The sequence below is a fragment of the Shewanella sp. DW31 genome, assembly GCF_015767295.1.
GTDB classification, from domain to species: Bacteria; Pseudomonadota; Gammaproteobacteria; order Enterobacterales; family Shewanellaceae; genus Shewanella; species Shewanella oncorhynchi.
Genome location: NZ_JADWMP020000010.1, coordinates 20,975 through 42,834 on the forward strand (window position 1 = coordinate 20,975; position 21,860 = coordinate 42,834).

The following is a 21,860-nucleotide window of genomic DNA, read 5'->3' on the forward strand; positions in this document are numbered from 1 at the left end:
ACTCAAATTCACTGATTAAATTCGACTATTTACGATTCTGCATCCACAAATGGTATTGCTAGGCTGAAAAAGGACCACGGCATAATCTTTGGTGTCATCCATATCTAACACCTCGATACTGAGATTGTGCATTTCCGAGTCATTAAAATGTAAGCTGCTGATATAGGATAGATATTTCATATGTTCTGGCCAATTTTTTTGCTTTTCAATTTCAGATTCCGTTTTCGTTTTAACGGTAACTTTATAGGTCATGCTATTGGCCTCAATACTGTCGACTTTGCCTTGCATTAAAATATTGCCCGCACTCGTACCGTCAATATTAAAGTAACGATAATTGATCTGCGTATTGTCAGCGGCAATCAAAACATCCACGAGTAGGTAAAATTTACCGTCACTGCTAACACTCGAGCTGCCGCTGGGATTGGCACTAGAATGGCGGTCGAATAATTCAGAGCTGCAATTTAAAATCATCGTCTGATTGGTAGCCGACTGTTTGTATATCACACCGCAGGCCATAATCAATGCCGACAAGATAACAATATTAATCGTCCACTTTAGCCATTTAGCCACAGATGTTAACCTCCTGCAGCCAAGCAGCATCGATAAAGGTTTTCGGTCGAGTGAAATCACTGATTTTAATATTACGGATCACTGACTGACCGAGTTTTTCGCCTCGAAAAGTAATATTAAGCACTTGTTTATCATGGGACAAAGAAGCATAAACATCAGCCCAATCACTTTGACCGCAGGCGATTAATCCTGCACTTAAGCGCTCACCTAATTCGAAGAGTAAGGTGTTATTAGTATTGGAATCAGCAAATAAGTGTAATCGTACTTGCTGGCCTGAAGCCAAAGGTAATATTGAGGTCATAAGTGCTTGGGTTGGCTTGCTGTGATCCGTATGATTCAAATAAAACACCGAAAACGCTAACATAAACCCGAATAACACTAAGGCACTCCACAAAGGCACTGTGTGCAATCTGAGGTAATTAACACCTCTAAACTCAGTCCCATTAGATGGTTGGAGTAAATAACCTTGGCCTTTCACGGTTTCAATCAAGCCCTCATATTGAGGTCCAAGAAAGCTGCGAAGCATAAAAACAGCACGGGCCACAGAGGTATCAGTTAGCGGCGGATGTTTTCCATCCCCTGTCTTCAGCATGTGCTTAGAAACTAACTTACCTTGATGCTCAACAAGCAAATTAAGTACTTGTAACTCGGCTCGAGGAAGATGCCAAGATTCATCGCGAGACAACTCAATCAGTATGCCTCGTTCCCGATCAAACCTGCAGTCTCCCAATTGCATCAACATCCACTCAACTCCATAAAAACACAAAGTTAAGTCTATGCAAACTAACTAATGATTAATGTGATCTTGCTAACCCAAGTCAGCAAATAGTTAATTTTCGTGAGACAACCCCCAAGTTCAGCGCTATTAGGCAAAAACATGCGTTAACTCACAGGAATAAATGCCATTTAGCACATGGTAAATTCGGCATAAATTTACATAAATATAACAAACATCGGGACGATGAGCACTTTGCAATCTGTTTAGTTAATTAAAATGCATAATTTAAGTCGGTTAATCCTATTGTAGTGACGCTATTTACCGCTCATGTAAAAGGCAAATATCCTCCGGCGTAAATCACAATATTTATCTCAAGCATGCTTAGAATTTACGCCATCAATTTATCTTTAGCATTTGATAAATAGAAGTAATCCTACATAGAGGAAATACATAATGAGCATAAATAGACGTCAAGCATTAACCCGTATTATTGGTATTAGCACCGCTGCGGCAGGTGCAACCCTCATGGGAACATCGGTTCTCGCGGCAACGAATGCCGATGGTCAATATCAATTAGCGATAGGTGAGAAACTTAAATACGTTCCACTTGATGCAATGGCAACAGCAAAACTGGCCTATGAAACGGGTGGTGGTTGTATGCACCAAGTTTTTCATGCCGTTGTGACTATGCTAGCCCAATCTAATAGTGCCGATGCAGACAAGTTCAAAACAATTCCAACGGCATTAGCCGCCTATGGTTTTGCAGGGGTAACGGGTCAAGGCACGCTCTGCGGTAATCTTAATGCGATAGGCATGTTAGTGAATATTTTAGATGACATTAATGGTCACAATAACGCCGTGATAGCTAATACCTTCCGCTACTACGAAAATACAACGCTCCCTTTATCTTCACCTGAATTTGTTACTGGTATTGGCTCGACAGCAGAAAAAACGGCTCTTGTGGGCAGTTCATCAAAAGCCAAGAGCGTGTTATGTCACTCATCTATCAGTAACTGGTCAAAGGCTTCTGGCTTACCATTCGCGAAAAAAGGTGAACGCTGTTACCGCTTATCCGCGTCTATGGCTTATTACTTAGTCGATGTATTGAATCGTGCCTATCAAGGGGAGAATATCGGCGCCCTTGTTGGTAGTAAGCCAACACCAGATGCACAAGATTGCCAAACTTGTCACGGTAGTACTAGCACATTAGGCTCAGCGGCAAGTGTAAAAACAGACATGGAATGCACCACTTGCCATACAGGGCATTTCAATTAAGGAGACTGTGATGAAATACCCATTACTCACATTGACCCTCGCGACATTAATGCTCGTAGGATGTGGCAGTGACAGCAATAACACTGAGCCTGAAGATCCGCCGACACCGCCACCTCCCGTCGAAAATGCAATAAACATTGATGAAGCAACGCAGATAAATCTCAAGCTTGAGCAATTTGACTCGAGTACAGGGACAATTCAATTTTCACTGACGGATGCGCAACAAGAGGCGATCACTGCGGCTAAAACCTATGATATTTACTATTTTGGGTTCCCCGACAAAGCCAAGGAATCCTCGAATCCGAAGGCATGGAAACACTGGCATGTTACCCAAAATTATCGTTGCCAAAGTCTTGGAGAATGCAGCGGTAAATTAACCGAAGTCACAAGCGGTCAATACCAATTTGAGATAGCAGGCTTAGATTGGGCTCAGCAGGATCCAAGTGGTTCAGTGGCACAAATTAAAGTCGCGATTCAGATCTACGGCGCAAAAGCCAATAACGAGCTGGATTTAATTCAAGTGCTACCGCAATAATCCTTCCAATGACATATCCAAACAAATAGAGGCATCCATCGGATGCCTCTATTTTATTCATTGATATCTAGACGTTATGCGATTGAATTTTGTTAGATCGATGTTGTTCGCTAAATAATTCGCGATATTATCCGCTACAAAACGACTCATAAACGTCAATACAGCCCAAAAGGTGAATGAGCAGTACTTTTATTTAGAACATCGCAGCATTGAGCCACATATGTACTAAAATGCTCGCGATATAACCCAGCGCAATGACAGGTGTCCAACGCAAATGGGCACCAAAGGTGTAAATCCCCCTAGCTTGTCCCATTAACGCGACCCCTGCAGCACTGCCAATTGACAATAAACTGCCCCCAACTCCTGCGGTTAACGTTACCAGTAACCATTGGCCTAAGGCCATCTCAGGGTTCATCGTCAACACAGCAAACATCACCGGAATATTATCAACAACCGAAGACAACAGACCGATAGCCACGTTGGCATAGGTCGTATCCCAATTGGAATACAAAGCCTCAGATACTAAGCTCAAGTACCCCATAAAGCCAAGGCCACCCACACATAGCACTACACCATAAAAGAACAACAGGGTATCCCATTCAGCGCGGGAGATCCTGCTAAACACATCGAAGGGCACCACACTACCAAGTTGCTGAAGACGCTGCTCGTCCTGACGCAATTCAGCCTTTGCACGTTCGCGGGCAACGGAACGATTGAAGGTTTTACGCAGATAAAAACCAAAGAATTGTAAGAAACCTAATCCCGTCATCATACCCAATACAGGCGGCATACCTAAGAAGGAATGAGCACACACTGCCGTAGCGATTGTGAGTAAAAACAACCCAACAATTCGCTTAGCACCCGGCTTAGTATAAACATGCTCTTTTTCTGGCTCTGGCACAAAATGTGGGATAAACACACTCATAATGGCAGCGGGTAATGCAAAGTTCACTAAAGCAGGAATAAACAGATGGAAGAAATCGCTAAAGTGCACTAATCCTTTTTGCCACACCATTAAGGTCGTGATATCACCAAACGGGCTAAACGCGCCACCCGCATTAGCCGCAACAACAATGTTGATACAGGCTAGGGTGATAAACTTGCGTTGCCCTGCCCCCACTTTCATCACCACGGCACACATCAATAGTGCAGTCGTTAAATTATCTGCCACGGGTGAGATAAAGAACGCCATAAACCCCGTCAACCAAAATACGGTTCTTAGACTAAACCCACGGCCAACAAGCCAACCACGAATGGCATCAAACAAATTTCGCTCTTCCATAGCATTGATATAAGTCATTGCCACGAGTAAGAAGAGTAAAAGCTCTGCATATTCAAGCAAGTTATGTTTGAATGCCGCTTCCGACACTTCAGACATACCATTTTGTACATACACAAAACCTATCATGCCCCAGATAATCCCTGCCGCGACCAGCACAGGTTTCGACTTGCGTAAATGTAACGATTCCTCAGCCATCACCATTATGTATGCAAGTACAAACACAAAGACGGCAACATAACCCACACTCGAGGCGGTTAAATTAAGCCGTTCTATCCCTTCTGTCATAGCCCATGCTGCAGGTGAGAATCCGCTCAATATTGCAACGCAGAATAGACTCCAGAACGCCATTCCACTGCCTTTAAACAACCGCTGTAATTTCATTAAAGTTCATCTCTACGTAGGAAATTAGTCGAAAATTACCATAGCTTCGGCATAGTAAATGTTGATAAAACGCAACTTTCTATGCATTACCCTATAACCAAAGGCGTTTAAAACATTAATTTTTGTATAACTACAGCGATAACTAATAAAGAAACATTTAACTTAGTCTAAAAAGAGCCAATAAAAAAGCACCTCAAAGGTGCTTTTTAGTTTCTAAATCAGTGTCACAGCATTAGAAAGAATATAACAAGGTCATATTGGTTTCTGTATCTGTACTTTTCTTATTATCCAACGGCTCGCTGTTGTAGCGCACAATAATGGCAAACTTCATTGCTAATGCGCCGATAATATTCGCCGTTAACGAAGTTTCAGAACGGGCATCGAGCTTATCACCGTAATCGGCAACGAAACGTTGTTGGAATTTAGAGGTATCAGTGATTTCGGTTTCAAAGTTGATCACACCGTGAGCAACGACGCTGTCATTGGTGTCATGGCCTTCGATAAGTGCTTGTTCTGTATCAAGACGCTGATAGATATAACCTGGACCGACTTCGACATCTAAAAAGGTCTTACTAGTATCATAGAATCTATAACCATAACCCGCTGCGCCAGATAGCGTGTAATCATAACCTGTGAACGGATCAACTTCATAATTACCATTAGCAAACAAGTAGCTACGATCTGTCATCTTGTAGTTACCTTGTGCGCCCGCTAAATAGCGTTTAGCGGTAACAGAACCTGTATCCTCTTTATATAAACCTTCGAGTAAGTACTGATTCTCCCAATCGCCAAGCTCATGCTTAAGATTTAAACGTCCTTTGAATGATGAGGTTTCAGTGTTACCTGTGGTTAAGGTTGCACCAAGCTCAGCTTCACCTGCGAATGTCTCATCGCCTTTTACAAAATCGGCCCCAGCTGTCGCCATAAAAGGTGCAGTCATTAATAGTGCTGCGGTCAGTACTTTCTTCATGTTTATCCGTTCCTGTTCCGTTAAATCCAATCCCTATAAATATCTGTTCGTCCCAGCGATGCTGAATAAGCACATATTAATAAGGGTTAGTATTTTCCCCTGAAAATCTGCGCGATATTAACATTTACGATTAAAAAATGAAAATTGCAGCTATTTTAAGTATAAAAAAACCCGCTTTAGCGGGTTTTTATCTCAGCGATAACGCTTACATATTGATCTTAGGATCTAACGCGCCAGACTGATACGCTTTATACATTGCTTGTAAAGACAATGGCTTAATCTTAGATGCTTGACCTGCACAGCCGAAAGCTTCATAGCGAACCGTACAGATATCGGCCATGGCTTCCATTGATGCTTTCAGGAATTTACGTGGATCAAATTCACTTGGGTGTTCAGCTAAGAATTTACGAACAGCACCCGTTGATGCTAAACGTAAGTCGGTATCAATGTTGACTTTACGTACACCGTGTTTGATACCTTCTACGATTTCTTCTAATGGCACACCGTAGGTTTCTGGGATCTGACCACCATATTGGTTGATGATCTTTAGCCACTCTTGTGGCACAGAAGATGAACCGTGCATCACTAAGTGAGTGTTAGGAATACGCGCATGAATTTCTTTGATGCGGTCGATACGCAGTACATCGCCCGTCGGTTTACGACTGAACTTATATGCACCATGGCTAGTACCGATAGCAATCGCGAGTGCATCAACATGAGTATCGGCAACGAAACGCGCCGCTTCTTCAGGGCTAGTCAGCATTTGATCGTGACTTAAAATACCTGATGCACCAACACCATCTTCTTCGCCAGCTTGGCCAGTTTCTAAGCTGCCTAAACAGCCGATTTCACCTTCAACTGACACACCACACGCATGGGCAAATGCCACTGTACGACGGGTAACATCAACGTTGTACTCGTACGATGCAGGCGTTTTGCCGTCAGCCATCAAAGAGCCGTCCATCATGACGGATGACATGCCTAATTGGATAGAACGCTGACAAATATCAGGATCGGTACCGTGGTCTTGGTGAATACACACTGGAATATCTGGGTACTGCTCAAGAGCCGCTGCCATCAAATATTTTAAGAACTGTGGGCGAGCGTATTTACGCGCGCCAGCAGAAGCTTGCACTATCACAGGGCTGTCTGTTGCTTCAGCGGCCTGCATGATGGCACGCATCTGCTCTAAGTTGTTAACGTTAAACGCAGGCACACCGTATCCATGTTCTGCTGCGTGATCAAGTAGTTGTCGTAGGGAAATTAACGCCATTTTTTAACTCCAATAATAGGGTGATATCTATCACCGAGGTCGCTATCGTTTGGATGGATTTTTATACCCGCATTCAACTCTGTACCTTAAATAAACAACTTAAATTAAGTACCTTAGATGAATACGGGCGGTTTTTTTATAATTTTTTACTTTTATCAAAGCTTTGATGTTATCAGAGCTTATCGCGGCGTCTTATGCGCCGCGTTTTTTAAAACTTAATATTAAGCGCCGCGCTTTTCTAACATAGCCACAGCCGGTAATTCTTTACCTTCGAGGAACTCGAGGAAAGCACCGCCGCCAGTCGAAATGTAAGACACTTTATCGGCAATACCGTACTTATCAACCGCAGCCAAAGTGTCACCACCGCCTGCGATAGAGAAGGCTTTTGAATCAGCAATCGCTTGGGCGATACGCTTAGTACCTTCACCGAATTGGTCGAATTCGAACACGCCCACAGGGCCGTTCCACACGATAGTGCCAGCAGATTCGATGATTTTAGCCAGTGCTTCAGCGCTATCTGGACCAATATCGAAAATCATTTCGCCATCAGCGACTTCGCTAACCGATTTTAAAGTTGCCGCTGCTGTTGGGCTAAACTCGCCCGCAACGACCACATCGGTCGGCACAGGAATATCGGCGCCACGGCTCTTAGCATTAGCCACTAAACGCTTAGCTTCGTCGATCAAATCCGCTTCATACAGCGATTTACCGACATTGTAGCCCGCCGCCGCAATGAAAGTATTGGCAATACCGCCGCCAACCACTAACTGATCGACTATGCCTGAAAGACTTTCTAGCACGGTCAGCTTAGTCGACACTTTAGAGCCACCGACAATCGCCACCATAGGACGCGCAGGATTATCTAATGCCTTGCCTAAGGCATCTAATTCTTGTGCCAGTAATGGACCGGCACAAGCGATTGGGGCAAACATGCCCACGCCATGAGTCGATGCTTGGGCACGATGTGCAGTACCGAAGGCGTCCATCACATAGACATCACACAGCGCCGCCATTTTTTTCGATAAGGCTTCGTTGTTCTTACCTTCACCCACGTTGAAACGCACGTTTTCGAACACAACCACTTCACCCACGGCAACGTCAACGCCATCTAAATAGTCGGTCGCTAGACGCACAGGACAAGACAGGGCCTTTGCCAAATAATCGACCACAGGTTGCATAGAATATTCAGCATTGTATTCGCCTTCGCTCGGACGACCTAAATGCGACATCACCATCACAGCCGCACCTTTTTCAAGGGCCAACTCGATAGTTGGTAGAGAGGCGCGCAGACGTGCATCACTGGTGACGACGCCATTGCTGACAGGGACATTGAGATCTTCGCGGATAAGCACGCGCTTACCTTGTAGATCCAGATCTGACATATTGATAATTGCCATGGTAACGCTTCCTTTTATAATCAAAAAACAAACTGTTTCACACATAGCCGGTATGAATTGACTGCCGCTCGGCGCTCGACATCCCGTCGAATTGGCATAAATTCAGTGACCCACAAGTGAATAATCTACTTTTATCAGCCTCGCTTGGCCGCGATCATCGCCAAACTCGTATCTAACATACGATTGGCAAAACCCCACTCGTTATCGCACCACAGGAGTAACTTAACCAACTGACCGGCGCTCACGCGGGTCTGGGTACCGTCAACAATACTGGAGCGCGGATCATGGTTGAAATCACATGAGACTAAGGGCTCATCAGTATAGCCTAAGATGCCGTTAAATCGCCCATTGGCGGCTGATTCCAGCACCTGATTGACTGTGGCAATATCGACGGTTTTTTCTAAGGTCACGGACAAATCGATGGCGGTCACGTTGATTGTGGGCACGCGCACCGAAATCGCTTCAAACTTATTTTTCATGTGCGGCAAGATCCGCTCAATACCGCGGGCAAGCTTAGTGTCGACAGGAATAATCGATTGACCAGCAGCGCGGGTTCGACGCAAATCATCATGGTAAGCATCAATCACTTGCTGATCGTTCATCGCCGAATGGATAGTGGTAATGGCACCGCTTTTAACGCCAAAGTGGCGATCGAGCACATCGATCACAGGCACGATACAGTTAGTGGTGCAAGAAGCGTTGGAAACGACTGTGTGTTCGGCGCGGAGTAAATCGTGGTTTACACCATAGACAATCGTGCCATCGACATCGGCTGAGGATGGATGACTTATCAGCACTTGTTTAGCGCCGGCGTGAATATGGGCTTCGCAGCTTTGACGATCGACTAATACGCCTGTGGCTTCATAGACAATATCTATGTCCATCTCGTGCCAAGGGAGTTTTGCCGGATCGGGCTCGTGGAGAATTTTTATCGCATCGTCGCCAATCAGCATGTGATCATCGACGAGCTTCACTTTATGCGCAAACCGACCGTGGGTTGTGTCGTACTGGGTCAGATGAATAATGGCTTCAGGTTTAGCTAATTCATTAATCGCGACAATCTGCATTTGCTGCCGTTTTCCAGACTCATATAAAGCTCGGAGAATAGAGCGGCCGATACGGCCATAACCATTGATAGCGACTCGGATCATTGAGGTCTCAATTTCCTCTTAATACAAAAACGGCCTGCAAACGATTGCAGGCCGCATTATACAGATTAACACTTAAAAAGTTTAACCTTTTGTATTGAATCTAATCCCTTGAGCGATTAGCCCAATGATTTTGCAGCATTCAGCACATTTTCAACGGTGAAACCGAAGTGATTCAATAGCACGTTACCCGGCGCTGACTCACCAAAAGTGGTCATGCCAACAACTGTGCCTTCAAACCCGACGTACTTGTACCAGAAATCGGTATGCGCCGCTTCAATAGCCACACGTTTAGTCACAGCACGTGGTAATACAGATTCTTTATAAGCAGCATCTTGCTTATCGAACTCAGTCGTCGATGGCATAGAAACTACGCGAACGTGTTTACCTTGCTCAGTCAGTGCAGCGGCTGCATCCATTGCCAATTGTACTTCGCTACCAGTTGCGATCAGGATCAGTTCTGGTGTACCCGCACAGTCTTGCAGTACATAAGCACCTTTAGCCACATTAGCTAATTGCTCAGCGGTACGCGCTTGAGCTTTCAGGTTTTGACGGCTGAAGATCAGTGACGTAGGTGCATTACGGCGCTCAATCGCAGCTTTCCAAGAAACTGCCGTTTCTGCCGCATCACATGGACGCCATACGGCCATATTTGGCGTCATACGCAGGTTAGCTAATTGCTCAACTGGTTGATGCGTTGGGCCATCTTCACCTTGACCGATAGAGTCATGGGTATAAACGAAGATGTTTTGAATACCCATCAGCGCCGACATACGGACTGCGTTACGAGCATATTCCATGAACATCATGAAAGTTGCGCCGTAGTTGATGAAACCACCATGCAGCGAAGCACCGTTCATAATGCCGCTCATGCCGAATTCACGCACGCCGTAGTAAATGTAGTTACCAGCTGGATCGTCTTGAATACCTTTAGAACCTGACCACAGTGTCAAGTTAGAACCCGCTAAGTCAGCAGAGCCGCCTAACAGTTCAGGCAACATAGCGCCAAATGCACCGATGGCATTTTGTGAGGCTTTACGGCTCGCAATACCTTCGGCTTTGTCCTGTGATGCTTGCACGAATGCCTGCGCTTTTTCTTCGAAATCAGCCGGTAATTCACCTTTCAGAACGCGACGCTCATATTCAGCAGCCAGTTCTGGGTGAGCTGCGCGATAAGCTGCAAACTTCTCGTTCCACGCTGCTTCACGGGCAGCACCGGCTTCTTTGGCATCCCAACCCGCATAAACGTCAGCAGGGATTTCAAATGGTGCATGTGGCCAGCCAAGGAATTCACGGGCTGCTGCGATTTCCGCATCGCCTAGTGGTGCGCCGTGGCAATCGTGGCTGCCTGATTTGTTAGGTGAACCAAAACCGATAATGGTTTTGCAGCAAATCATGGTTGGTTTATCAGTCACCGCTTTCGCCGCTTCGATAGCAGCACGGATTGCCGCGCTATCGTGACCATCAACACCGGCAATCACATGCCAGCCGTAAGCTTCAAAACGCTTTGGCGTATCATCGGTGAACCAGCCTTCAACATGGCCATCGATAGAAATACCGTTGTCATCCCAAAATGCGACCAGTTTACCTAAACCTAAAGTACCGGCTAATGAACAGGCTTCGTGGGAAATACCTTCCATCAAACAGCCATCGCCGAGGAAGCAGTAAGTATAGTGATCAACGATATCGTGACCATCACGGTTAAACTGTGCCGCTAAGGTTTTCTCAGCAATCGCCATACCGACAGCGTTGCTGATGCCCGCACCGAGTGGACCCGTTGTGGTTTCAACACCTGGGGTGTAACCGTATTCTGGGTGACCCGGTGTTTTAGAATGCAATTGACGGAACTGTTTTAGCTCTTCAATTGGTAATTCATAACCAGTCAGGTGAAGTAAAGAGTAGATCAGCATTGAACCGTGACCGTTAGAGAGGATAAAACGATCTCTATCTACCCATTTCGGATTGTTCGGGTTGTGCTTAAGGAAATCATTCCACAGCACTTCAGCAATATCTGCCATACCCATTGGGGCGCCGGGATGGCCTGAATTTGCTTTTTGAACTGCATCCATACTTAACGCACGGATTGCGTTTGCGAGTACTTTACGGGAAGACATGCTCTCTCCTGCTTGTTTGTGGGGTCTAGCGGGCAATTTGGATGCATATTTTCCCCTACATGCCAGTGTGACGCAAACTAAAATTGCCATTCACTCAGCAAAAGATGGCCGAATATGTACCCAAACAACCTGAAGATGCAGGATTCAGGTAGCTTGAGTATATAAGTCGCAGAAACAACCCTGTCACTTTGCTGGCGTTTACTTGAGAGGACATAGCAAGGATCACTTGTAATGGAGAAATAAATTTCTCAAAAACATAGCAAACTTAATACTATGAAATATAAGAAAAATAACCTATTTATGACTGAGCGTAGTCGTTTTCAGGTCACAATCTGAGAGGATTTTTTATTATCGGGGGTGATCGGCAATCGGATTTAAACTAAAATAGCCGTCTAGATGTAGATGCTTCTACACGTTTGAATGCTAACGACGAGATTTTCCTACTATGGCAAAGCACTTGTTTACTTCTGAGTCGGTCTCAGAAGGTCATCCCGATAAGATTGCAGATCAGATTTCTGATGCTGTGCTAGATGCAATTCTGGCTCAAGATCCAAAAGCACGCGTAGCGTGTGAAACTTATGTCAAAACCGGCATGGTATTAGTAGGTGGTGAAGTCACTACCTCTGCCTGGGTTGATATTGAAGAAATCACCCGTAAAACGGTGCGTGAAATTGGTTATACCCATTCAGATATGGGGTTTGATGCAGACTCGTGCGCAGTATTAAACGCCATTGGTAAGCAATCACCCGACATTAATCAAGGTGTAGACCGCGCAGACCCTGCAGAGCAAGGTGCTGGCGATCAAGGGTTAATGTTTGGCTATGCCAACAACGAAACCGACATTCTGATGCCTGCACCTATCACCTATGCCCACGCATTAGTGAAACGTCAGTCTGAAGTCCGTAAAAATGGCACGCTACCTTGGTTACGCCCAGATGCGAAAAGCCAAGTCACTTTTGCCTATGATGATGGCAAAATTGTCGGTATCGATGCAGTTGTGTTATCGACTCAACACAGAGATGACGTTTCACAAGCCGACTTAATTGAAGGTGTGATGGAAACCATCATCAAGCCAGTATTACCAGCTCAATGGTTAAACAAAGATACTAAGTTCTTTATCAACCCAACTGGCCGTTTTGTTATCGGTGGTCCAGTAGGTGATTGTGGCTTAACGGGTCGTAAGATCATCGTTGACACTTACGGCGGCATGGCCCGTCATGGTGGTGGCGCATTCTCTGGTAAAGATCCATCAAAAGTGGATCGTAGCGCGGCATATGCTGCCCGTTATGTAGCAAAAAACATAGTTGCAGCAGGTCTTGCTGATCGCTGTGAAATCCAAGTGTCTTACGCTATTGGTGTGGCAGAGCCTACCTCTATCAGCATCGAGACCTTCGGTACAGGTAAGGTGTCTGAAGAAGTGCTGATCAAGTTAGTACGTCAACACTTTGAACTGCGCCCATACGGTTTAACGGCCATGCTAGATTTAGCACGTCCAATTTATCAAGCGACCGCCGCTTATGGCCACTTTGGTCGCAGCGAATTCCCATGGGAAGCGACTGATAAAGCCGAAATATTGCGCGCTGACGCGGGTCTATAGTCTTAATTCATTTCAATTTTTACACTTAAGACCCATGAAAAACCGCTACCCAGCGGTTTTTTTATGTCTGACATTTAGTTAGATTACAAATATGGCAAAATAAAAGCAGCATATACACAGACCATTAGAGTGCACAGACCCCATGACCGATAACGCCATCTTATTACAGCAACTTCAATCTTGTGCATGGGCAGCCAACGTAGGTCTGCCAGAGGAAACAGCAAAGACATACGGTACATTAGAGGAGATCGCCGCTTTTCTTGAATCCGATCCTGAAGCCTTTTTTGAAACACCTTACGAAATCCAATATGAAAGCCTGTGTGTAACTGATCATGACTTGGCAAATTCGTTAAAAACAAAGGCAGTAGTAAATGATGTACATGCTTGGATTTCTGACAGCGAAGTCGATGAAATTTCTAAGTCAGCTTACCTCTCCACTTGGAAAATTATTCCCGTTGCAGAAATATGCGCGCTGACATCCGATGACGCTAATACGCTCGCAACACTGCTCCTAGCTGACGTTAAACTTTCAGCCTTTACGAATGAACGCCTATCTTGGTATCTCTGTGGAAGAATACCCTTTGGTTATATTGGTACTTATCCAAACGGACAATGGCTCATTCTGTAGCCTTATACGCTAGCACCTTTAATTTTTCTGACTTCATCTAGGGTCTATTGAGCTTTCGAGGATGATTTTTAGGCAGCATGCCAATACTGATGCTACCCAATGCACGCTGGGAAACACTATTTAATTTAATGAAAAGCACAGGCCGTGTTTATGATAAACCTGAACATAGACAAACATTCGAAGGCATTCTTTACCACCTTCTAACAGGTATCCCTTGGCAAGATTTACCCAAAGAGTTGAGCCATTGGAGTACGGTCTTTAGACGGTTTTATTTATGGTCTAAAAAGACATTCAGGCCTATTTATTCAAAGCTTTAGCGAAAATGGCCGACACGGAATGGGTCTTTATTGATGGCTCGATAGTGCGGACTCACCAGCACAGTGCAGGTGCACTGAGTAATGAGTAATGAGTAATGAGAGTTACCCTATTGTTTAATTGGTAGTGGATACTTTTATCAAACGGGTAACTCTCATTTTTATCTATCGCCCATGAATATCAAATAATAACTAATGCACAGAGTATTCGTTTAGAAACGTACATTCATACCAACCCAGAAGTTACGGGCCTTATCTTTGTTATTGAAATCATCAACGTAAGATGCTGTGTATCCGTTTTGGCCATTATCGTCAGAGACACAAGTTGTGCTAGTGTCACTACATTCGGTGAAGACAATATCGTATGAAGTAAAATCTTTATCAAACAAGTTATTTACTCGCATGTTGAAGGTGACAAACTCACTCGCCTGATAAGAACCACCAAGATGGAACACGTTATAACCCTTATAGTAGAGTGCAGCATCATTAATGATATCCCAAGAGCGATAACGTTTAGCACGGTATTCTGAGGTCAAGAATACGTTAAATGAGTCGGTCAACTCCCATTTTAATGTCGCGTTTGCCATATGCTTGGCACTGTTGCCGAGTGGACGGCCTTGCTCTGCACCGCTTTTCTGCTCGCTATCTGTGTAGGTATAATTAGCATTTAACGTTAAGGCATCTAGAATTTCCCAACGTCCCGCGAGCTCAGCACCTTGAATAGTAACTTTATCTATGTTGACTGTTTTGCTACTGACTGCATAACCTAAATCAGCATATTCACCCGCATCGGAACATTCTATGCTCGTACCTTTACCACAGGGTTGTGAAGCAATCTTATCGTCAAAGTCATTTTTAAAGATAGTGGCGTTAAAATTATGGCCATCGGGATGAGACCAATACAGGGCGACTTCGCTGGACACACTGGTTTCAGCTTCGAGATCTGGGTTACCAAATTGCGGTGAGGTTCCTTGGCCACCAAAGCCAACGACACCATCATACAATTGTGTGGTTTTAGGTGTTTTAAAACCTGTGCTCACCCCACCTTTTACTGTCCACTCATTATTAATGGTGTAAACACCGTATAGACGTGGGCTGAGTTGGTTGCCAAATATTTCATGATCATCATGACGTAAACCCGCAGTAACAGATAAATCAGAAGTCATGCTCCATGTATCTTCAGCAAAAACAGACCACATATTATGTTCTTGTACTGCGCCCGGCGTACCTTCTTCCATACCAAATACACCGTCTTTCAACTCACCACGAATCACCTGTGCGCCCGTCACTGCGACATGATTTCCAGCAGCTTCAAATGGAATATCGAGTTTCATATCAAGCGTATATTGATTACTTGCCATTTCGCGTTTAGGTCTAGGCAAGAAAGTGGATTCAGCAATCGCTTTACGTTCGGCTTCAGTCATGCCGGTGTAATCCCCTTTACCATCAATCATCTGCAGTAGTAATACTCGCTCAGCAGTGGTAAATGGCAGTGTGCGGCCATTATTTTGTGTGTCGACATAGGATAGTGACACAAAGCTTGTACCAAAATCCCAAGCACCTTCATGGGTTAACGCCCAAGCATCACGGGTAAATTTTTGAGTCTCGCTGTAACCCGCTCGTGGATTTGAGCGTCTTGCCCATTCACCACCACTGGCTAGACAAGCAGCCTCACGGGAACCTACGCCGCCTTTGCAGAAGTTACTGGCAATCCAGAGACTATCGATATTATCAACAGTACCAAGCGGATACTCTCGTTCACCGTTATCATTGATCAGTGGCGTATTATCATAATCTTGAGATGAGGAATCTAAATCAAACCAAATTTTGTGATGTTCATTTAGTGTCCAACTTAAACTCCCACCTAACATATGATTTTCGTTATCGACGGTTTTACCGCCACCACCAAAACCGAGTGAACGAGTGCGTACTTCTCCATTGGGATAATCTACTGGTGCATACTCTGGTGTAGACCCCATTCGATCATAAATACTGCCATGAATAGATAACCCAAGAACGCCTTTAATGAGGGGACCCATCACGCTGAAATCGGTAGTGATATCTTCGCCATAGGCATCATTGGTTTGATGAGTTCGGCTGTGAGTGATAGAGCCAGACCATTCGTCGCCCACTTTTTTAGTGATGATGTTCACCACACCACCTAGAGCATCTGCACCGTATAACGTTGATGCTGGCCCACGAATAACTTCAATTCGATCAATAGCATCAAGTGGTGGTACATGACCAAATTGATTGCCACCAAAACTGTTTGGATAAATATCACCATGGTTATTCTGACGCTTACCATCGACAAGGATTAAGGTATAGTCAGATCCCATACCGCGTAGACTGATGGTACCTTGCCCTGTTTTATCACGGGTTTCACCAATATCAACCCCTTCCAAGTCACGCACTGCATCTAGGAGAGTGGTATAAGGTTTTATCATCAAATCTTCTTGGGTGATAACAGAAATACTGGCAGGTGCATCAACCAATTTCTGTTCATATCCAGAGGCAGTAACAACCATAACTTCCATTTTTCTGTCGGGAGCCTCTTCGGCTTGGACAAAATTACCCGCAAATACAGCGGTAATGGCAACTGCCAAGCAAGTTTGACGAAATAACATAAACCTCTCCTGTTTAGTAAACTTAGTTTACAAATGTAACCCATAAATGATTTCGCGAATGATAATGATTAACATTAGTGAGATCAATCAAAAGTTGAATGCAACAGAAATAACATTTACGTTTATAAAGTAATCACATTCAAGAAAGAGTTTTTGACATGAACTTTGAAGTTATTAGTGAAGAAAATACCGCGATTGTGGATGCGCTGGTAGACGGCGTTCGGCAATATAATGCTGGGCTCTTAGGACCCGAGAAATCAGTACCTTTGACTGTCATTGCACGTGATGAAGCTGGCAAGTTGATTGGTGGTGTGAGTGGCCGGACTATCTATAAAAACTTCTTAATCAATGTTGTCTGGGTTGATGACCAAACCAGAGGCACTGGGCTTGGGCATAAACTGATGGCACTTGCCGAAGCTGAGGCGAAACAGCGGGGTTGCTTGGTAGCTCAAGTGGATACCTTATCGATTCAAGCACCTGTGTTTTATGAAAAACAAGGGTTTGAGATCATAGGCACTGTCACCACTGACCCTCAGCGCATCTTTCTGATGAAGAAGTATTGATCAAAAAAGCGATTGAGAAACGGACTGAATTAACACACTCAGCAATGATCGAAATGGGCATTTTGCATGCAGAGTAGACCGATCTGCTCTTGGGATAAAATGGCGCACTCCAACGCCTTTTTTGTATTCGCGCGGCTGACTTGCGCATCGCTCAGTTGCGTTATCGTCGCCGAATAGGCATTGATTCGGCCACAATCGAGCCAAATATCTCCCACTTGTACCCAATAATGTTGCAATGCACCTAAGTCAGATAAAAACTCGACTTCAAATCCCCTCGCCTCATACTCATAGTGAGCGCATTCAGATAAGACTAACCTCAAGCTGTCCCAAGCCGATAAATTGACCTTGGCATAAGTCGCTAATAATGACTCAACAAATTGTACATTCATGTATTTATCTCCGTTATTTAACCTGAACTCGGGTTATTTACACAGTAGAGATTGAATCCTTAATTTCTATCATCGAACAACTAAGCTTGGGTCTTTGCCGCCATTAAATAATAATCCCTTGCAGAAACGGTGAAAAAATCCACAACCTGCATGTGCGCTTTACCCGAGTGAGCGGCAAAGGAACGTTCATTATCTTCAGCAATAAAGGTCAACATATAGCTAAAATGCGGAGCAACTTGGCGACGAATTTCACGGACTAATGCCTCGAAAATCCCTTGCCCACGGTAGGCTTGCTGCACCCAAATCGGCCCGTATTGGCAAGAATTGGCCTTAGTTAATTTAGGTCCATCCCAATCGAGTTGCCCCAAACGATTCAACAAAGTGCGGTAAATGGGCCAATGTTCGAAAAATCCCCAACGGCCTGCAATTACGTAACCGACGATCTGCTGCTCAACCTGCGCCACCACGACCCAATGGTGCTGCACTAATTCGCTCAATTCACTGTGGGAAAAAGCTTGCCCTTGTAACCCCATACTGGCGGAAGCTAATTCATCATTAAGATGTTTTTTCTCTAGCATCGCTAATAAATCAACATCTTGAGGTAAGGCTAGTCTAATTTTCACAGTATTCTCACAGCATTATTTCGGCTTTGGGCCCAATTTCAGCCCGCCAGTATACTCGGTTGGGTTAATAGGCACAGCAAGAACAAGGTATTATTTAGTGCCTTGATTTGCTAAATCCCCTTTTATTTCCCAAACTTAATGAATATTTAGCCCTAGTTAGGCGTTTGTATGTTGCCCGAAACCATTAATCCCAACTTGAGTTTACTTGATAGCGACAATCAACAAGTGAATCTTACTCGCTGGATGCACCAATGTGAGCTAATCAACAGCTATTACAACGCTAACACGGTTTTTATATTCCAAAAGACCAGCGCAGGATTTGAGATCATTGTCAGTGCAATCACTGAAACACCGCAATTTACCGCAGGCACTTTATATCCACCAGAACTCGAACTCTTCAAACAGATACAAAACAGCCAACCTGATGGTTTATATCAAAACCTCGGCAGCTTTATGTTGGATGATTTACCAAGGGATTTTGATGGTATTCAGCATATTCTCTCACGTCCTATCGCTTGGCCGGATGGTAGCCAATTTGGTGCCCTGTGTGTACTCAACCCGCATATAACAGAGCCACTAGTCAATGCCGCTATGCTCGAACCGTTTCAGATATTGCTGCAACAGGAATTATCTCTGCTGTGCCAGAACCATCGCATTGAATCCCTTTCGATGCGCGATCAAGAAACCGGCATGCTCAATCATTATGGTTTTTTGATGATGGCGCCAAGACAGCTCAATTTAGGTCGCCGCTTTGGTGCCCATGCAGGCATCATCTTCTTTGAATTATTAAGTCCGGATAAAGCGCCAGTCCCGCTTGAGGATAATCATCACAGGCTGTTGGGTAAGTTAATTCAAGATACGATAAGAACCGCTGACGTTGCCGCCCATTACAACTGCACTCAATTTGTGGTACTGGCCTTTGTCGATGGTGAACGGGATATTCAACATATTATGAAGCGGGTTGAAAAACTGCTTGAACAGCAAAATCATCTACTTAGACTCGATGCGAGCTACAGTTTTTTCACCCCGGAATCCAGCGCCAAACTCGCGCCCATGATGGAACTCGCGCGGGGTAAACTCGATTCTATGCGCCCAGCCATGCCTGAGATTGAAGACTCGCCAATTAAGCCCGCCATAGACTCAAGCTTGTACGATAATCCCGCCGCAGATTCGGCAGAGCTTTGATTTAATGAAATTTAGGCTTAATTAGGCAGTACAAAATTACTTGGAATGCTCATCTTGGCGCTTCGCCCATTGGATAAACAGCACCACAGGATAGGGCGACATTAAGACCAACCCTAAACCAATCAGACTTGAGATCAATAACATGCCGCTTATCTCTAGACTCCATTGCGTCAACATATAAAACCCAAGTCCACAAACTAGCATCAATACACCTAACCAATGTAAAAACTTCAACAAATTCAGAGTACTTTTAAATGAGCCTGTCATATAAACCCCTTTAGATCTTACGAAAAACTTGTCACACTATGGCCATAATCATGGAAAAAGGAACCGCAACGATGTTAAAACAAACATTCATCTTAGGTGCATTACTCTTAGGCATCACCGCCTGCCAAAGTGCCGATATAGCCCCAAATGATACCATTCCATTAGAAGGCCGCTGGCACATTGAAATGGTCCAAGGCCAACCGACTATCGATTACAGCCCAGCGCAAATCACCTTTGAGGCCGAAGGTAAATTACATGGCAACAACAGCTGCAATAACTTTTTCGGTCAATATACTCAGCAAGGCGAAGAGCTTAAGCTATCTCCTGCCGGTAGCACAATGAAAGCCTGCGTGGATGCCCTAATGCAGCAAGAGCACAAAGTGATGCAATCTATGCCATTAGTTACCAAAGCAAAATTAGTGCAAGGCCGACTTACCTTACTTAACAGCGACGACAAGCCAGTGTTAGTGTTAAGCCAAATGAAGTAACCATAAAACTTGTCAGCATAAAAAAACCGCCAATGGCGGTTTTTTTAGTTAACGAACCAGCAATAAAAGCTCCCTATGCTTTGACACTCTTAGCCGCTGCAATTTCGAGGGCGATATTCTGTTCGGCTATTACGGCGCTTTGATCTATGTCGGCATTATAATGCGCCATATCCAACTCATCTTCAGACTTTGCAATGACAGTCGTCGCCACTAAGTCACCGGAGACGTTTACCACAGTACGCACCATATCTAAAATACGGTCAATCCCCGCAATCAATGCCACCCCTTCTAAGGGAAGCCCTACGGTTGTGAGTACTAAAGTCAACATCACTAAACCCGCACCGGGCACACCCGCAGTACCAATAGAGGCCAACGTCGCCGTTAAAATAATGGTGAGATAATCGACGACAGTCAGGTCGATACCAAACGCCTGTGCCACAAACAGTACTGTGACCCCTTGGTATAACGCTGTGCCATCCATATTGATTGTGGTGCCTAGCGGTAACACGAAGCTAGAGATCTTCTTATGAACTCCCAAATTTTCACTCGCACACTTCATACTCACAGGGAGCGTGCCTGCAGAGCTCGACGTGGTAAACGCCACTAACATGGCATTGCTAATCCCTTTAAAAAACTGCAGCGGGCTTAACTTCGCAAATCCGCGCAGTAACAAACTATAGAATCCAATCACATGAATAATACAGCCAAGGTACACAGCAATAATGACTTTGATCAGTGGCCAGAGCATATCAATCCCATACTCCCCCGCTACCCAAGCCATTAGACCAAATACACCGTAGGGTGCGAGCTTCATCACCATGTCGGCCATTTTATACATGGCCTCAGCTAAACTTTCGAACACTTTAATTGCAGGTTTTCCATGCTCGCCAATCAGCACTAAGGCGATACCTAAAACAATCGCAAATACTATAACTTGCAAAATTTGCCCGCTTGCTAAAGCCGCAATAGGGTTCGTCGGTACTATGTCGATCAAAGTATCGACTAAAGAAGGTATTTCTTTGGCAGTTTGAGCCGCGCCATCTGCCAATGACAAACCTAAACCAGCACCGGGTTGAAGAACATAACCGACAATTAAACCGATAGTGATCGCGATAGCCGTGGTAAAGAGATAAAACGCAAAAGATTTAAAACCAATACGCCCCATCTTGTTCGTATCTTGCATCGAAGTGACGCCTACAATCAGTGAGCAAAACACCAATGGCACAATCAACATCTTAATGGAATTAACAAACAAGGTGCCTATCGGTTTTAAGTGAGTCGCTTGCTCGCCGAAGATGATGCCCACTAAAATACCTAGCACCATACCGATAACAATTTGCAGCCACAGCGGCACTGACATCCAGCGAGACCAAACACGGCCTAATGCTGACGACTTTTGTTTTGTCATATTGATAACCTTGAATTCGAAACTATGATGGGGCAAAGACCAAAACTAGCGCGCTAGTTTCTCAGTCTAAATGGGGCAATCGCCGAGTCTAGCAGAGGGGTTTTAATC

General features: G+C 44.6%; 20 protein-coding genes and 1 pseudogene. 8 read left to right on the forward strand and 13 right to left on the reverse strand.

The annotated features are described in order from the left end of the window. Positions 1–15: 15 nt before the first annotated feature. Both GWI56_RS10220 and GWI56_RS10225 read right to left on the reverse strand, forming a co-directional pair. Entirely contained in the window at positions 16–570 is a 555-nt protein-coding gene (locus GWI56_RS10220; protein WP_113939813.1) for a hypothetical protein, read from the reverse strand. Beyond that, positions 563–1,312 (reverse strand): helix-turn-helix domain-containing protein, encoded by a 750-nt coding sequence (locus tag GWI56_RS10225; RefSeq protein ID WP_105250092.1) that lies wholly within the window; start codon positions 1,310–1,312, stop codon positions 563–565. Before GWI56_RS10225 ends, GWI56_RS10220 begins: the two co-directional genes overlap by 8 nt. Before the next feature lie 429 nt (positions 1,313–1,741). Between GWI56_RS10225 and GWI56_RS10230 the strand changes: the two genes are divergently transcribed. Together GWI56_RS10230 and GWI56_RS10235 are read left to right on the forward strand one after the other, a co-directional pair. After that, a complete protein-coding gene (locus tag GWI56_RS10230) occupies positions 1,742–2,563 on the forward strand; it encodes a cytochrome C (RefSeq protein ID WP_168824862.1) in 822 nt (273 codons plus the stop codon). Positions 2,564–2,573: 10 nt separating this feature from the next. Then, the gene (locus GWI56_RS10235) at positions 2,574–3,098 is read left to right on the forward strand and encodes a hypothetical protein (protein WP_131525106.1); all 525 of its coding nucleotides are present in this window, start codon (positions 2,574–2,576) and stop codon (positions 3,096–3,098) included. Positions 3,099–3,291: 193 nt separating this feature from the next. Here the strand turns inward: GWI56_RS10235 and nhaD are convergent, their stop codons facing one another. The 6 genes from nhaD to tkt form a co-directional block, all read right to left on the reverse strand. Beyond that, entirely contained in the window at positions 3,292–4,761 is a 1,470-nt protein-coding gene (nhaD, locus tag GWI56_RS10240; RefSeq protein ID WP_198572830.1) for a sodium:proton antiporter NhaD, read from the reverse strand. Positions 4,762–4,993: 232 nt separating this feature from the next. Next, on the reverse strand, positions 4,994–5,731 hold the full coding sequence (locus GWI56_RS10245; RefSeq protein WP_028761626.1) for a DUF481 domain-containing protein: 738 nt from the start codon (positions 5,729–5,731) through the stop codon (positions 4,994–4,996). A 205-nt stretch (positions 5,732–5,936) separates the two neighbouring features. Next, a complete protein-coding gene (gene fba / locus GWI56_RS10250; RefSeq protein ID WP_028761627.1) occupies positions 5,937–7,004 on the reverse strand; it encodes a class II fructose-bisphosphate aldolase in 1,068 nt (355 codons plus the stop codon). 221 nt (positions 7,005–7,225) lie between these two features. Next, on the reverse strand, positions 7,226–8,401 hold the full coding sequence (locus tag GWI56_RS10255; RefSeq protein WP_198572831.1) for a phosphoglycerate kinase: 1,176 nt from the start codon (positions 8,399–8,401) through the stop codon (positions 7,226–7,228). A 134-nt stretch (positions 8,402–8,535) separates the two neighbouring features. Next, positions 8,536–9,552 carry an erythrose-4-phosphate dehydrogenase gene (epd, locus tag GWI56_RS10260; RefSeq protein WP_105250098.1) on the reverse strand — a complete coding sequence of 339 codons (1,017 nt, stop codon included), beginning with the start codon at positions 9,550–9,552 and terminating at the stop codon, positions 8,536–8,538. A gap of 116 nt (positions 9,553–9,668) precedes the next feature. Beyond that, on the reverse strand, positions 9,669–11,663 hold the full coding sequence (tkt, locus tag GWI56_RS10265) for a transketolase (protein ID WP_028761630.1): 1,995 nt from the start codon (positions 11,661–11,663) through the stop codon (positions 9,669–9,671). Between the two features lie 445 nt (positions 11,664–12,108). Here tkt and metK point away from each other — a divergent pair, with 445 nt between their 5' ends. From metK to GWI56_RS10280, 3 genes and pseudogenes are all read left to right on the forward strand, one after another. Then, complete coding sequence (gene metK, locus GWI56_RS10270; RefSeq protein ID WP_028761631.1) at positions 12,109–13,260, forward strand: methionine adenosyltransferase; 1,152 nt, start codon at positions 12,109–12,111, stop codon at positions 13,258–13,260. Positions 13,261–13,402: 142 nt separating this feature from the next. After that, positions 13,403–13,888 carry a hypothetical protein gene (locus GWI56_RS10275; protein ID WP_198572832.1) on the forward strand — a complete coding sequence of 162 codons (486 nt, stop codon included), beginning with the start codon at positions 13,403–13,405 and terminating at the stop codon, positions 13,886–13,888. A gap of 77 nt (positions 13,889–13,965) precedes the next feature. Then, positions 13,966–14,291 (forward strand): annotated as a pseudogene (locus GWI56_RS10280) (transposase); the annotation flags it as partial. A 123-nt stretch (positions 14,292–14,414) separates the two neighbouring features. Here GWI56_RS10280 and GWI56_RS10285 read toward each other — a convergent pair. Further along, complete coding sequence (locus GWI56_RS10285; protein WP_198572833.1) at positions 14,415–16,829, reverse strand: TonB-dependent receptor; 2,415 nt, start codon at positions 16,827–16,829, stop codon at positions 14,415–14,417. Positions 16,830–16,987: 158 nt separating this feature from the next. Between GWI56_RS10285 and GWI56_RS10290 the strand changes: the two genes are divergently transcribed. Further along, a complete protein-coding gene (locus GWI56_RS10290) occupies positions 16,988–17,392 on the forward strand; it encodes a GNAT family N-acetyltransferase (protein WP_198572834.1) in 405 nt (134 codons plus the stop codon). Between the two features lie 38 nt (positions 17,393–17,430). On the opposite strand, the gene GWI56_RS10295 is transcribed toward GWI56_RS10290, so the two are convergent. Together GWI56_RS10295 and GWI56_RS10300 are read right to left on the reverse strand one after the other, a co-directional pair. Further along, positions 17,431–17,781 carry a hypothetical protein gene (locus tag GWI56_RS10295; protein WP_198572835.1) on the reverse strand — a complete coding sequence of 117 codons (351 nt, stop codon included), beginning with the start codon at positions 17,779–17,781 and terminating at the stop codon, positions 17,431–17,433. A gap of 80 nt (positions 17,782–17,861) precedes the next feature. Beyond that, positions 17,862–18,404 (reverse strand): GNAT family N-acetyltransferase, encoded by a 543-nt coding sequence (locus GWI56_RS10300; RefSeq protein ID WP_198572836.1) that lies wholly within the window; start codon positions 18,402–18,404, stop codon positions 17,862–17,864. Between the two features lie 168 nt (positions 18,405–18,572). Here GWI56_RS10300 and GWI56_RS10305 point away from each other — a divergent pair, with 168 nt between their 5' ends. Further along, positions 18,573–19,589 carry a GGDEF domain-containing protein gene (locus GWI56_RS10305; protein ID WP_198572837.1) on the forward strand — a complete coding sequence of 339 codons (1,017 nt, stop codon included), beginning with the start codon at positions 18,573–18,575 and terminating at the stop codon, positions 19,587–19,589. A gap of 36 nt (positions 19,590–19,625) precedes the next feature. On the opposite strand, the gene GWI56_RS10310 is transcribed toward GWI56_RS10305, so the two are convergent. Then, positions 19,626–19,856 carry a hypothetical protein gene (locus tag GWI56_RS10310; RefSeq protein WP_028759411.1) on the reverse strand — a complete coding sequence of 77 codons (231 nt, stop codon included), beginning with the start codon at positions 19,854–19,856 and terminating at the stop codon, positions 19,626–19,628. A 71-nt stretch (positions 19,857–19,927) separates the two neighbouring features. On the opposite strand from GWI56_RS10310, the gene GWI56_RS10315 reads away from it, so the two are divergent. Further along, a complete protein-coding gene (locus tag GWI56_RS10315; RefSeq protein WP_198572838.1) occupies positions 19,928–20,344 on the forward strand; it encodes an META domain-containing protein in 417 nt (138 codons plus the stop codon). Positions 20,345–20,417: 73 nt separating this feature from the next. Here GWI56_RS10315 and GWI56_RS10320 read toward each other — a convergent pair whose 3' ends face one another. Further along, on the reverse strand, positions 20,418–21,752 hold the full coding sequence (locus GWI56_RS10320) for a dicarboxylate/amino acid:cation symporter (RefSeq protein WP_198572839.1): 1,335 nt from the start codon (positions 21,750–21,752) through the stop codon (positions 20,418–20,420). Positions 21,753–21,860: the final 108 nt, after the last annotated feature.

Excerpts from the sequence above, each read along its gene's own strand:
- GWI56_RS10315 (WP_198572838.1), top strand. The coding sequence starts at position 19,928 with ATGTTAAAACAAACATTCATCTTAGGTGCATTACTCTTAGGCATCACC.
- GWI56_RS10230 (WP_168824862.1), top strand. The coding sequence starts at position 1,742 with ATGAGCATAAATAGACGTCAAGCATTAACCCGTATTATTGGTATTAGC.
- GWI56_RS10255 (WP_198572831.1), bottom strand. The coding sequence starts at position 8,401 with ATGGCAATTATCAATATGTCAGATCTGGATCTACAAGGTAAGCGCGTG.
- GWI56_RS10290 (WP_198572834.1), top strand. The coding sequence starts at position 16,988 with ATGAACTTTGAAGTTATTAGTGAAGAAAATACCGCGATTGTGGATGCG.
- GWI56_RS10275 (WP_198572832.1), top strand. The coding sequence starts at position 13,403 with ATGACCGATAACGCCATCTTATTACAGCAACTTCAATCTTGTGCATGG.
- nhaD (WP_198572830.1), bottom strand. The coding sequence starts at position 4,761 with ATGAAATTACAGCGGTTGTTTAAAGGCAGTGGAATGGCGTTCTGGAGT.
- GWI56_RS10310 (WP_028759411.1), bottom strand. The coding sequence starts at position 19,856 with ATGACAGGCTCATTTAAAAGTACTCTGAATTTGTTGAAGTTTTTACAT.
- GWI56_RS10285 (WP_198572833.1), bottom strand. The coding sequence starts at position 16,829 with ATGTTATTTCGTCAAACTTGCTTGGCAGTTGCCATTACCGCTGTATTT.
- GWI56_RS10225 (WP_105250092.1), bottom strand. The coding sequence starts at position 1,312 with ATGTTGATGCAATTGGGAGACTGCAGGTTTGATCGGGAACGAGGCATA.
- fba (WP_028761627.1), bottom strand. The coding sequence starts at position 7,004 with ATGGCGTTAATTTCCCTACGACAACTACTTGATCACGCAGCAGAACAT.
- GWI56_RS10305 (WP_198572837.1), top strand. The coding sequence starts at position 18,573 with ATGTTGCCCGAAACCATTAATCCCAACTTGAGTTTACTTGATAGCGAC.
- GWI56_RS10245 (WP_028761626.1), bottom strand. The coding sequence starts at position 5,731 with ATGAAGAAAGTACTGACCGCAGCACTATTAATGACTGCACCTTTTATG.
- GWI56_RS10295 (WP_198572835.1), bottom strand. The coding sequence starts at position 17,781 with ATGAATGTACAATTTGTTGAGTCATTATTAGCGACTTATGCCAAGGTC.
- GWI56_RS10235 (WP_131525106.1), top strand. The coding sequence starts at position 2,574 with ATGAAATACCCATTACTCACATTGACCCTCGCGACATTAATGCTCGTA.
- GWI56_RS10320 (WP_198572839.1), bottom strand. The coding sequence starts at position 21,752 with ATGACAAAACAAAAGTCGTCAGCATTAGGCCGTGTTTGGTCTCGCTGG.
- metK (WP_028761631.1), top strand. The coding sequence starts at position 12,109 with ATGGCAAAGCACTTGTTTACTTCTGAGTCGGTCTCAGAAGGTCATCCC.
- epd (WP_105250098.1), bottom strand. The coding sequence starts at position 9,552 with ATGATCCGAGTCGCTATCAATGGTTATGGCCGTATCGGCCGCTCTATT.
- tkt (WP_028761630.1), bottom strand. The coding sequence starts at position 11,663 with ATGTCTTCCCGTAAAGTACTCGCAAACGCAATCCGTGCGTTAAGTATG.